Origin of the sequence: Geobacillus stearothermophilus ATCC 12980 (assembly GCF_030369615.1) — a bacterium.
Classification (GTDB): Bacteria; Bacillota; Bacilli; order Bacillales; family Anoxybacillaceae; genus Geobacillus; species Geobacillus stearothermophilus.
Genome location: NZ_CP128494.1, coordinates 2468996 through 2481301 on the forward strand (window position 1 = coordinate 2468996; position 12306 = coordinate 2481301).

Sequence of the window (12306 nt, forward strand, 5' to 3'; positions counted from 1 at the left end):
AGAGACGCGGACAAACGCCCGCGCCAAAAAGGATCTATATAAAAGGGGGTCAATTACTTACTTATAGCATACGACAAATGTGTTGCGCCCGTGTTACATCTGGGTTAAATAACCATTACGATTTGATTGCGATTTGGTTACCGGATCAGCTGACCCCTTGCTTATGGAGCTTTTCTTTCAGTTCCTCAACGTAATGCTGGGCGCTTTGCGCGGCGATGCTGCCGTCGCCGGTAGCCGTCACGATTTGCCGGAGCGTTTTTTCCCGCACATCACCGGCGGCGAAAATGCCCGGCACTTTCGTCTCCATCTTTTCGTTCGTGACGATATAGCCGTTTTCATTCGTGATGCCAAGATTGGCAAACGGCTTCGAGAGCGGCACCATCCCGATGTAAATGAAAACGCCGTCGCACGGAAATTCGCGCTCCTCGCCCGTTTGCGTATGCACAAGCGTCACGCTGCCGACTTTTCCGTCCTTTTCGTTGATTTGTTTCACCGTATGGTTCCAGATGAAATCAATTTTTTCATTGGCGAACGCCCGGTCTTGCAAAATTTTTTGCGCCCGCAGCTTGTCGCGGCGGTGAACGATCGTCACTTTATTGGCAAACCGCGTCAAATAGACGCCCTCTTCGACCGCTGAGTCGCCCCCGCCCACGACAACCAAATCTTTCCCTTTGAAAAACGCCCCGTCGCACACCGCACAGTACGAAACGCCGCGGCCGCCGAGCTCCGCTTCACCCGGTACGCCGAGTTTTTTATATTCCGCTCCGGTGGCGATGATGACCGCGCGGGCCTTGTACTCTTTGTCGCCGACGATGACCGTTTTGTACGCCTCGCCATCGATGATTTCTTTCACATCGCCGTATGCGTACTCCGCGCCGAATTTTTTCGCATGCTCAAACATTTTCGTCGCCAATTCCGGGCCTAAAATCGTTTCAAAGCCAGGATAGTTCTCGACTTCCTCAGTGTTGACCATCTGCCCGCCCGGGACGCCACGCTCGATCATCAGCGTCGACAAATTGGCGCGCGATGTATAGACAGCCGCCGTCAGCCCAGCCGGCCCGGCTCCGGCAATAATGACATCGTAAATTTTTTCGTCTGCCACACCGTCCACTCCCTCGCTTGAGAATCATTCCATTTTCATCGTATAAAAGTCGATTCGCCCTGTCTATTGATTTGCTCATGTATAGAGACGGCGCGCTTTTTGCACGTATTTTTGCACCGTCGACGCCGAAACGCCGTATTTGGCCGCCATCTCTCTTTGCGTCACACGCTCTCCTTGCTGACGACGCCACATGTATTCAATCGCCGCCGCCCACGCCGCTCCGTTCGCAAACCGTTCGCCATCGGCCAGCGGATGGACGGCAATCGCAAACGCAAAGCGGCAGAGTGCTTCCTTTTCTTCATTATTTGCCGAAAGCGCATCGACCATACGGCCGACGTTCCCCGCCCGGGCGGACGAGCCGTCGGTCAAGCCAAATAAAAACGAGTCGATGAATGGACGCAAGCGCGGGTCGGCCGGCAACAAGCGGCAGATCGCCAGCGACATGGCCGTTTCCTCCGCTTGCTTCGAGCGGCTGAACAAATATAAGCCGTACAACTGGTCAGCCAATCCTTCCTGCTCAATCCAGCGGATGATGCGGGCAAACGCTTCGTCGAACGACGGAACAGCCCACGGCTCCTCGCCGCGCTTTTCCGGATGAAACACGAGAAACTCTTCCCACATGTTCCGAGCGAGCGATTCATGCCCCGTATGGTAGGCGGTGCAGGCGAGCCAGTAGTAAAACGGCCCGTCGCCGCGAAAGCCGCTTTTGTACAGGCGGTGCAGCCAGCGGAACGCCAAATCGAACCGCCCGACAAGCGCGAACGTCGCCCCGAGCTTGTATTGATGCTCATGGAAAAACGGATAAAGCCCGGCGAGCGTCCGGCAAAGGGAAGAGACTTGCTCCTGATCATGCAAGTAATACGCGAAAACGAGCGCATTGCAAAGCGCATGCAAATTGCCGGGATCGCGTTTGAGCACTTCACGCACTTTCTGTTTCGCTTTGTCGACATCGCCGCTGTAAAAATAAGCAAGCGCCAGGTTGTTGTGCGCCGCCCACACGTCCGGATAGCGGACGACAATCGCCTCGAGCGCCTCAATCGCTTCCGCAAACCGCTCCTCCTCAAGCAAACGGCGGGCCCGATCCTCCAGCACCATCAGTTGCTCCTCTTCTTCCGTCCATTCTGAGCCATCGAGCCGAAGCAGCTCAAGCAAGTCGGCGGCATCGTCGGCAAACTCCCCGTCCGGCTCATTCGCCAAGTACTGTTCAGCGTATTGCCGAGCCTCGCGGAACAAGCCGAGGCAGGCGAAATTGTTCGCCAAAAAATACAAACAGTCGTCCATCGTTTCATCGAGATCATGAATAATTTTGAACAGCCATTGGTTTGAAAACTGGTATTCACCAAGTTCAGACAATACTAGCGCCAGCTGCAGGGCAAACGACGCATCGCGCTCATCCAAACGGACGGCGCGCTCGAAATACTTCCTCGCCTTATGCAAATCGCCCCGATCGTATGCTTTCATTCCTTTTTTGAAAAAATACTCTCCGTTCTGGATAAACGGCACAATCGTCGCTTTTCGTGATGACTGCTTCAGTTGTTTTCCCATTCTGTCCTCCGTTGTCCGTAAAATTCGTCGAGCAACAGTATATCATATTGGCCGCTGAAACAAACAACAAAACTCAGCTCAAAAACATGGCAGCAGCGCCATTGCCGTCCGCCAAACGGCGGAGACGTCAAAAAAGGATGCCCCGCCCTCCGGCTGCCTCCGCGGTTCGCTCACGCGAGCCATGAGCCCGGCAGTCTGAGTGGCGGGCATCCCGTTTTTCCATTCCTCCGTTTCCAATCGTTCCCGTGAACAAGCCTTCGCCAACCATCGGCTTACGATTAGGTTTGTTCCGCTGCTTCCGTTTTTTGTGCGTGCCGCTCGGCAAGCGTTGCCAGCACGGCGTCAAGCGGCAACTTTTGTTCCCGCAACAGCACAAGCAAATGGTACAACAAATCAGCCGCTTCCCATTTCAGCTCGTCATGACTCCGGTTTTTCGCCGCAATAATCACTTCGGCCGCTTCTTCGCCGACTTTTTTCAAAATCTTATCGACGCCTTTTTCAAACAAATACGTCGTGTACGACCCTTCTGGCCGTTCGGCGTCGCGCTTGGCGATGATCTGTTCGAGCTCGTTCAAAATGGCGAACCGGTCGGCCTGCGGCGCGCGCGCCGCGCCGTCCAGCGAGCGGGAAAAGCACGAATACGCGCCCGTATGGCACGCCGGACCCGCCGGCTCGATGAGCACGAGCAACGCATCGGCGTCGCAGTCGTAGCGGATGTCGACAACGCGCTGCACGTTTCCAGATGTCGCCCCTTTATGCCACAACTCTTGGCGCGAGCGGCTGTAAAACCATGTTTCTCCGGTCTCGATCGTTTTTTCGAGCGACTCTTTGTTCATATAGGCGAGCGTGAGCACTTCCTTGCTTTGCGCATCTTGGACGATCGCGGGCACCAGCCCTTTTTCATCAAAGCGAATGTCTGCCGTCATCGCACGTTCACCCCTCTTTCTTTCAAGTACGCTTTCACTTGTCCGACCGACGTTTCTTTGTAATGGAAAATCGATGCCGCCAGCGCCGCGTCCGCTTTCCCTTTTTCGAACGCTTCGAGGAAATGCTCGGCCTTGCCGGCGCCGCCGGACGCAATGACCGGAACGCTGACCGCTTCGCTCACCCGCCGCGTCAAGGCAATATCAAAACCGTTTTTGCCGCCATCGGCATCCATGCTCGTCAGCAAAATCTCCCCGGCGCCAAGACGGACCGCTTCCTGCGCCCACGCGACCACTTCCCATTCGGTCGCGTTGCGGCCGCCGTGCGTATAGACGCGCCATGAACCAAGCGTTTCATCGTATTTCGCGTCAATGGCAACGACGATGCATTGCGAGCCGAAAAAGTCCGCCCCTTCTGCGATCAAGGCCGGATGGAGCACCGCGGCGGTGTTGAGCGATACTTTGTCGGCCCCGGCGCGCAGCATCCGCTTCATATCGTCAAGCGAATGAATCCCCCCGCCGACCGTAAACGGAATGGCGAGCTCGGCAGCGACGCGCTCGACGACATCGACCATCGTTTTCCGGCCTTCATGGGAAGCGGAGATGTCCAAAAAGACGAGCTCGTCCGCCCCTTGCTCATCGTACGCCTTCGCCAGCTCCACCGGGTCGCCGGCATCGCGCAGCTGGACAAATTGCACTCCTTTGACGACGCGGCCGTCTTTCACATCGAGGCACGGGATGATGCGTTTCGTGATCATCGCTCGCTCACCGCCTTTAACGCTTCCGCTAGCGTAAACTGATTCGTATAAAGCGCCTTGCCGACGATCGCACCGCCGATGCCTTGTCCAGCATATTGGCAGAGCGCGCGCAAATCGTCAAGCGAGCTGACGCCGCCAGAAGCAATCACTTCTTTTCCCGTCGCCTCGGCCAACCGGACCGCGGCGGCGATGTTCGGGCCCGACAGCGTGCCGTCCGTTGCAATGTCCGTAAAGATAAACGTCTCCACCCCCGCCTCGGCGAGCATCCGCCCGAGTTCTTCCGCTTTCACGTTGGACGTCGCCAGCCACCCTTCCGTCGCCACGAAGCCGTCGCGGGCGTCAATGCCAATCACGATGCGGCGGCCGTATGTTTGGAGCATCTTTTTCACAAACGGCGGATCGGCAATGGCGGCGCTTCCTAAAATGACGCGGGCGACCCCATTTTCTAAATAATACACGATATCCTCTTCCGTCCGGATGCCGCCGCCGACTTGCACGTTGACGCCCAGGCGGGCCGCTTCAATGACAAACCGGTCGTTGACGCGCCGCCCTTCTTTCGCCCCGTCCAAATCGACCATATGAATCCACTCCGCCCCTTGGGCCGCGAATTGCTCGGCCATCGCGACCGGCGAATCGCCGTACACCGTTTCTTTGTTGTAATCGCCTTGCAGCAGGCGGACGCACTTGCCGCCGCGCATATCGATCGCCGGATAAATCGTAAACGCCGCCATCAGCCGTTCCCCCTTCCCGTGGCGATGCCGACATAATTGTTCAAGATGCTCATGCCGACCGCACCGCTTTTTTCCGGATGAAACTGTGTGCCAAACACACAGCCGCGCCCGACGACCGCCGGAACATCAACGTCATATTCACTGCTCGCGAGCACGACGTCCTCATCCCCTGGAATGACATAATACGAATGGACAAAATACACATGCCCTTCCTCGACGCCACGAAGGAGCGGCGACGGACGATGAAAGCGGAGCCGGTTCCAGCCCATGTGCGGCACTTTGTATGGCTCGCCGGTTTTCGTGACGCCCGGAAAACGGACGACGCGGCCGCGAAGCAAGCCAAGCCCTTTTGTCGGCCCGTTTTCTTCGCTTTCGTCAAACAACAGCTGCATCCCTAAACAAATGCCGAGCAGCGGCGTGCCGTTTTCAACCGCCGAACGGATGAAAGCAGCTAGGCCTGTCTCATTTAAAATGTGCATCGCATCGCGAAACGAGCCGACACCGGGCAAAATCAGCCCGCGCGCCTGCTCGAGCTCCTCTTTGTCGCCGCTCACGATATACGGGCAGCCGAGCCGCTCGAGCGCTTTGCGGACGCTGTATAAGTTGCCCATGCCATAATCGATGATCCCGATCATCGTCATCCCATTCCTTTCTTCCCTGATCCATGCCCATCCCCTTGTTCAATGAACAACGGTATGGCGGCATGCTTTTTTACGGCGCTCCTTCCATGTGCAAACCTCTCCTTGGCATCCGGTCGCCTTTCCTGCATCCATGGAGCTTTTCCCGCAGGAAGCGCTGCCTCGATCCGACCGCCTTTCCTGCGCCTGCGGAACTCTTTCCCCACGGGGGGCGCCCCACTCCATCGGCTACAGCATCCCTTTTGTCGACGGAACGCCTTTGACGCGCGGGTCGATCATCGTTGCTTCATCGAGCGCCCGCCCGAGCGCCTTAAACACCGCTTCGACCATATGGTGCGTATTGCGCCCGTAATGGACGATGACATGCAAGTTCATCCGCGCTTCAAGCGCCAGTTTCCATAAAAACTCATGCACGAGCTCGACATCAAACGCGCCGACTTTCGCTGCCGGAAACTCGCCGCGAAACTCAAAATGCGGGCGATTGCTCAAGTCGATCACAACTTGCGCCAAGGCGTCATCCATCGGCACAAACGCGTTGCCGTACCGCTTGATTCCTTTTTTGTCGCCAAGCGCTTCCTTGATCGCCTGCCCGAGGCAAATGCCGATGTCTTCCGTCGTATGGTGGTCGTCAATATGCGTGTCGCCTTTCGCGTCAATGCGCAAATCGAACTGGCCGTGCTTGGCGAACAAATCGAGCATATGGGTTAAAAACGGCACGCCCGTTTCCAGTTCGGCTTTTCCTTCGCCGTCAATCGCCAAACGCAGCTCAATGCTCGTCTCGTTCGTCGTTCTTGCGATCATCGCTTCCCTTGCCATCATTCATTCCCCTTTCTCGAGCCGCACCTCAATGGCGCGCGCGTGCGCCTCTAGCCCCTCGAGGCGGGCAAAGGCGGCGATTTTGTCGCCATGTTGTTTCAATGCGGTTTCACTGTAAACAATCACGCTTGATTTTTTCACAAACTCGTCAACGCTCAAGCCGCTTGAGAATCTGGCCGTGCCGTTGGTTGGCAGCACGTGGTTCGGCCCGGCGAAATAGTCGCCGACCGGCTCGGAGCTGAAGCGGCCGAAAAACATCGCTCCCGCATGGCGGAGCCGGCCGAAAAGCGCGAGCGGTTCTGCCGTCATCACTTCCAAATGCTCCGGGGCCAGTTCGTTCACGACATCCACCGCTTCCTCAAGCGTCTCAGTGACGTAAATGGTGCCATAGTTCTCGAGCGCCGCTTGGGCAATGTCGCGGCGCGGCAGCGTTTCCAGCTGCCGTTCGACTTCGCTCGCCACCGCCAGCGCCAATTTCATCGACGGCGTCACCAAAATGGCCGACGCCCGCACGTCATGCTCGGCTTGCGACAACAAATCGGCCGCAATCTCATCCGCATGCGCCGTCTCATCGGCGAGCACGACAATTTCGCTCGGCCCGGCGATCATGTCGATCGCCACATGCCCAAACACTTCCCGCTTCGCCAATGCCACATAAATATTGCCCGGCCCGAAAATTTTGTCAACCGGCCGGATCGTTTCCGTCCCGTAAGCAAGCGCGGCGATCGCCTGCGCGCCGCCGACTTTGTAAATTTCCGTCACGCCGAGTTCATAGGCGGCGGCCAGCACCCCAGCCGGGAGCGTGCCATCTTTGTTTGGCGGCGAGGTGATGACAATCCGTTTCACCCCCGCCACTTGTGCGGGAATAACGTTCATCAGCACAGACGACGGATAAGCGGCCGTCCCGCCTGGCACGTACAACCCGACCGCATCGAGCGGCGTCACCTTTTGTCCGAGAATGGTGCCGTCTTCTTTCGTCATCCACCATGATTCGCGCTTTTGCCGCTCATGGTAGTCGCGAATGTTCGCCGCCGCTTGGCGAATGATCTCCAGCATCTCCGCGTCCATCGCCGCATGCGCGCGCTTCATTTCCGCTTCCGTCACCTTGAGCGAATCCAAGCGGACGCCGTCAAACCGTTCCGTGTATTCTTTCAGCGCTTCGTCGCCGCGGGTGCGCACAGCGGCGATGATATCGAGCACCGCACGCCGCTGCTCCTCCGTTCCGCTTTCAATCGTCCGCCTTAGCGACACGCCACCTCGGATCCGTTCGATTTTCATCGTTCGCTCCCCTTTCTATAGCATCGATCCGTTTTCCTCCACCAAGCCCCCATCAGCGCCGCGGACGCCGTTCCGCCAACGCCGCGCCGAGCCTCCATCAAGCTCTCTGTGGACAACCGCCCGTTTCCATCTTTTTCTATGGTTGTGGAATCACCGCCGCCAATCGGTCGACCAACCGCTCAATGTCCCCGCCGTTTAGCCGGTAGCTCGCCGGGTTGACAATCAGGCGCGACGTCACCTCGGCGATTCGTTCCAGCTCGACAAGCCCGTTTTCTTTCAATGTCCGTCCGGTCGAAACGATATCGACGATCCGGTCGGCAAGGCCGATCAGCGGGGCGAGCTCGATCGAGCCGTTTAGGCGGATGATCTCAACTTGCTCACCTTGTTCGCGAAAATACGTCGACGCGATGTTTGGATATTTCGTCGCCACCCTTGGCGCGATTTCATTCATCTTGGCACCGGGCAGCCCGGCGACCGCCAAATGGCAGCGGCTGATGTGCAAATCGAGCAGCTCATAGACGTTCCGTTCTTCCTCCATTAAGACATCTTTTCCCGCTATGCCCAAATCCGCCACCCCATGTTCGACATAGGTGACGACATCCATCGGTTTCGCCAAAATAAAGCGCATCTGCTCCTCCGGCACGTCAATGACAAGCTTGCGCGACTCGTCAAATTCCGGCGGCAGCACATAATCCGCCCGCCGCAGCAGCTCGACCGCCTCATCAAAAATGCGCCCTTTTGGCATCGCAATCGTCAGCATCACTCTTCCTCCCTGCTCGTCGTCATGTGCAAACGCGGCGCTTTTCCGCCAAACTCTCCCTCTCGCCGAACTAGCGCAGCCGGACACCCTCGTGGCTTTAGCCGTTCCATCTCCCGCCTCATCGACAGCCGTTCCAGTCGTTCCTGTTCGAGACGTTCTCCTCTTTTTGCGGCATTCATTGCCCGCTGCGGCCAAGCAAATAGACGATCGACCGGTAGCGCTGGCTGTAGGCGTCAATATCACGAATGCCGGCAATATGCTGCAAGACGACGCGCTTGCCTTCCGCCCGTTTCGCCTCGGCGAGCTCCACCGCTTCCGCCAGCCGCTCTTGGCTAAAGACGATGCACTCGATGTCGCCGCGCACATCCGTTTCCCCAATCGCCTCAATCAACCGATCGACGCGCAACCCAACCCCCGTCGCCGGCGCCGGGCGCGAGAACTTCGCCAGCAAATCATCATACCGCCCGCCGTTGCCGATCGGGAATCCGACTTGCTCGGCGTACACGTCAAATAAAATGCCGGTGTAATAGCTCATATGGCTGACAAGCGCCATATCGAGCTTCACCGCCTCGGCCACCCCATACGTCCGAAGCGCTGCCATGAGCGCCGCCAGCTCGTCAGACGCCCGCCGCCCCTCCTCGCTTGTGACGAGCGTTTTCGCCTGTTCGATCACGTCCGTTCCGCCGCGCAAGGAAAGAAGATCCAACAGCCGCTTTTGATCGATCGACGAAAGCGGCCACGACTTCACATGTTCGCGGTAACCGACGTAATTTTTCTCATATAAAAAACGGCGCAATACACTCGCCCGCTCCTCATTCCCTAAAATCTCCAAAAACAGCGCATTGACATACCCGATATGGCCGATGGCCACCGAAAAGCGGCCCAACCCCACGCGCTTCAACAACGCGACCATTAAGCTGATGACTTCGGCGTCGGCGGCCACCGTGCCGTCGCCGATCAGCTCGACGCCGATCTGCTCAAACTCCGCCGGCCGACCGCCCTCGCGCTGCTGGGCGCGGAACACGTTGGCGTTGTACGCCAACCGGAGCGGATTGCCGTCGTCATAAAGCCTTGACGCCGCCACCCGGGCGATCGGCGCCGTCATATCGGGCCGAAGCACGAGCGTATGCCCTTGCTGATCGAGGAGCTTAAACAGCCGATGATCGGCAATCGCCGACGCCGCCCCGACCGTTTCATAATACTCAAGCGTCGGCGTTTCGATAAACTCGTACCCCCAGCGCTCAATTTCTTCCGCCATCACCGAGCGCACTTGCTTTTTCAACTCATATAAAAACGGCAGCGTATCGCGCATGCCCAACGGTTTTTCAAACATGAACAGCTTTTTTGCCATGTCCCCACGCCCTTTATCGAAATACTTCAGGAAATACTTTAGTTTGCTAATATGGTAGAGAAGTGAAGTTATTAGTAGTTTACTCCTTTGCGGCCACAGCGTCAAGGGGAAAACGCTTTGCCAATAACAAAACGGACAAGATCGCTTCAAAAAACTAGAAGCGCTTGTCCGTTTCGTTCCACACGGCATAGGCAGTGATCTGCACTCTAATGAAAATAGCGGCGATCCATCTTGCCAAAATCCCCAATTCTCCTTTTTTGTTTCTTTCCTTTTTTCCTATTCCAACATGGAAAACCGCCCCCGTTCAATCGGAAGGCGGTTCACTCCGGCGAACGATGCGCATCGGGCAGCCGGCGACCATCGCTCCGGGCGGGACGTCTTGATGAACGACCGTGCCGGCGGCGACGACGGCGCGGTCGCCGATCACCACGCCGGGCAAAATGGTCGAGTTCGCGCCGATCATCACCTCATCGCCGATCACGACATCGCCGAGGCGGTATTCGTCAACCAAATATTCGTGGGCGAGAATCGTCGTGTTGTAGCCGATGACGCAGTTGCGGCCGATGTGAATTTTTTCTGGGAAGAGAATGTCCGGCATGACCATAAAGGCGAGCGCCGTTTGCTCGCCGATGTTCATGCCGAGAAACGTGCGGTACAGCCAGCGTTTTAGCGGCAAAAACGGCGTGTAGCGCCCGATTTGAATGATGATGACGTTTTTCAGCACTTTCCAAAACGATACGGTGCGGTACAATTGCCAGAGCGAGTTCGCTCCTTGGACAGGGTATTTGGTCGTTCGTCTCACCGGGAGGATGATTCCTCCTTTCATTCGTTGATGCCGACAATGGCGAGCAAGTCGCTCATTTTCTCGAGCATATAGTCCGGTTTATATTGTTCCAAATATTGGCGCCCTTTAATCGCCCACGCGACGCCGGCTGTTTTGACGCCGGCGTTTTTGCCGGCCAACATGTCGTGGTAGTTGTCGCCGACCATGAGCGCTTCGTCCGGTGTTGACTGCAGCACCTCAAGCGCCTTGTAAATCGGCTCGGGGTCCGGCTTTGGCCTCGTGACGTCATCGAGGCCGATGACGCACGAGAAAAACGGCGCCAGCCGCGTTTTTCTTAACCCCATTAGGGCGGTGTCGTGCATTTTCGTCGTCACAACGCCAAGGCGGAAGCCATGGCGGTGGAGCGTTTCGATCGTTTCATACACGGTGTCAAACTCGCGAATCAGTTCGTCATGATGGGCGTGGTTGAACGTGCGGTACGTCTTCACCATCTCCTCGACCCGTTCCGGATCGAGCGAGCCGAACGTTTCATAGAGCGACGGGCCGATGAACGGCAGGACGTCCTCACGTTTGTAACGGCCTGGATAGTACTTCTCCAACGTATGCAAAAACGACTGGATGATGAGCTCGTTCGTATCAATCAATGTGCCGTCAAGATCAAACAAAATGGTGCGAATCGTCATGAAGCGGCTTCCTTTCTAGTCGGTTGTTCAAAGCGGCGCCAAACGAACGCCACCGCCATTGTCAGCAATACGGCCGTCACCAAGCGGATGAAAAGCAGCGGCCAAACAGAGATGCCAAGCGGGACGAAAATGAGCGTATCTTCGACGACCGCATGGCAAGATACGAGAAAAATGAACGCCAGCGTCAAGTCGCGCTTCGAGACGCCGTCTTCTTTCGCCGCCTGAATCATCACCCCCGCCCCGTACGCCAAGCCGAACACAAACCCGGCAGCGAGCGTGAGCGATGTGTTCGCGCTCATGCCCAGCATCTTCGTCGCCGGCGCCATCCAGCGCGAAACGGCTTCGATCCAATGGCGTTCTTTTAAAATTTGAATGACCGTCATGAGCGGAATGACGATCGCGACAAGCTGCACAATGCCGGCGGCCGCTTTTTTCAGCGCCGCCAAGATGATCTCTCCCCAGCCGGACGGCGGGGCGGCTTCATGCGTGACAAACCCGTATTGGGCGATCTCCTGCCCCCCCGTCCCATAGATGGGCGATCAACAAACCTGACACGACAGCGAGCCCGACGCGCACGACGATCATCAGCCAGACGCTCATGCCGGTGCGCGAGGCGACGGATGACTCGACGATCAAGTTATGGGAAAAGGAAAGCATGACCGCGAGAATGAACACTTCCTTCACCGTCAACTCGATCGTCAGCATCGCCCCGATCGCCGCGTACAATCCAAGCAAATTGCCGAGCACAAGCGGCACAGCCGCATCGCCGGATAAGCCGAACCATTTCATCAGCGGCGTAACCCCATCAATGATCCATGAAAAAAGCGGCGTCGGCTGCAGCAACGCCAACAGGAGCGTCACGGGGAAAATGATTTTCCCCAGCGCCCACGATGTCTTCAGCCCGGCGAGCACACCGCGCTGCAACGTTCCTGTCATG

The 12306-nt window shown here is 57.1% G+C and carries 12 protein-coding genes and 1 pseudogene; all 13 read right to left on the reverse strand.

What is annotated here, in order from left to right; translation table 11 throughout:
- Positions 1-145: 145 nt before the first annotated feature.
- The 13 genes and pseudogenes from trxB to QSJ10_RS13585 all read right to left on the reverse strand — a co-directional run bounded on the left by trxB (position 146) and on the right by QSJ10_RS13585 (position 12305).
- On the reverse strand, positions 146-1102 hold the full coding sequence (trxB, locus tag QSJ10_RS13525; RefSeq protein ID WP_013146376.1) for a thioredoxin-disulfide reductase: 957 nt from the start codon (positions 1100-1102) through the stop codon (positions 146-148).
- A 75-nt stretch (positions 1103-1177) separates the two neighbouring features.
- Complete coding sequence (locus QSJ10_RS13530) at positions 1178-2647, reverse strand: tetratricopeptide repeat protein (RefSeq protein ID WP_033015056.1); 1470 nt, start codon at positions 2645-2647, stop codon at positions 1178-1180.
- 278 nt (positions 2648-2925) lie between these two features.
- The gene (hisIE, locus tag QSJ10_RS13535; protein ID WP_033015053.1) at positions 2926-3573 is read right to left on the reverse strand and encodes a bifunctional phosphoribosyl-AMP cyclohydrolase/phosphoribosyl-ATP diphosphatase HisIE; all 648 of its coding nucleotides are present in this window, start codon (positions 3571-3573) and stop codon (positions 2926-2928) included.
- Entirely contained in the window at positions 3570-4328 is a 759-nt protein-coding gene (gene hisF, locus QSJ10_RS13540; RefSeq protein ID WP_049625142.1) for an imidazole glycerol phosphate synthase subunit HisF, read from the reverse strand. The genes hisIE and hisF overlap by 4 nt, the downstream gene beginning before the upstream one ends.
- Positions 4325-5059, reverse strand: a complete 735-nt coding sequence (gene hisA / locus QSJ10_RS13545; RefSeq protein WP_053532259.1) for a 1-(5-phosphoribosyl)-5-[(5-phosphoribosylamino)methylideneamino]imidazole-4-carboxamide isomerase — start codon at positions 5057-5059, stop codon at positions 4325-4327. Before hisA ends, hisF begins: the two co-directional genes overlap by 4 nt.
- The gene (gene hisH / locus QSJ10_RS13550; protein ID WP_053532258.1) at positions 5059-5700 is read right to left on the reverse strand and encodes an imidazole glycerol phosphate synthase subunit HisH; all 642 of its coding nucleotides are present in this window, start codon (positions 5698-5700) and stop codon (positions 5059-5061) included. Before hisH ends, hisA begins: the two co-directional genes overlap by 1 nt.
- Positions 5701-5925: 225 nt before the next feature.
- Positions 5926-6513 carry an imidazoleglycerol-phosphate dehydratase HisB gene (hisB, locus tag QSJ10_RS13555; protein WP_033015142.1) on the reverse strand — a complete coding sequence of 196 codons (588 nt, stop codon included), beginning with the start codon at positions 6511-6513 and terminating at the stop codon, positions 5926-5928.
- A 3-nt stretch (positions 6514-6516) separates the two neighbouring features.
- Positions 6517-7791: a histidinol dehydrogenase gene (gene hisD, locus QSJ10_RS13560; protein ID WP_033015041.1), complete on the reverse strand. Its 1275-nt coding sequence runs from the start codon at positions 7789-7791 to the stop codon at positions 6517-6519.
- Positions 7792-7927: 136 nt separating this feature from the next.
- Entirely contained in the window at positions 7928-8551 is a 624-nt protein-coding gene (gene hisG, locus QSJ10_RS13565; protein WP_033012052.1) for an ATP phosphoribosyltransferase, read from the reverse strand.
- A 175-nt stretch (positions 8552-8726) separates the two neighbouring features.
- On the reverse strand, positions 8727-9902 hold the full coding sequence (locus QSJ10_RS13570; protein WP_033015039.1) for an ATP phosphoribosyltransferase regulatory subunit: 1176 nt from the start codon (positions 9900-9902) through the stop codon (positions 8727-8729).
- 304 nt (positions 9903-10206) lie between these two features.
- A complete protein-coding gene (locus QSJ10_RS13575; RefSeq protein ID WP_033012103.1) occupies positions 10207-10704 on the reverse strand; it encodes an acyltransferase in 498 nt (165 codons plus the stop codon).
- 20 nt (positions 10705-10724) lie between these two features.
- Positions 10725-11369 carry a pyrophosphatase PpaX gene (gene ppaX / locus QSJ10_RS13580; protein WP_033015037.1) on the reverse strand — a complete coding sequence of 215 codons (645 nt, stop codon included), beginning with the start codon at positions 11367-11369 and terminating at the stop codon, positions 10725-10727.
- Positions 11366-12305 (reverse strand): annotated as a pseudogene (locus QSJ10_RS13585) (nucleoside recognition domain-containing protein). Before QSJ10_RS13585 ends, ppaX begins: the two are co-directional and overlap by 4 nt.
- Position 12306: the final 1 nt, after the last annotated feature.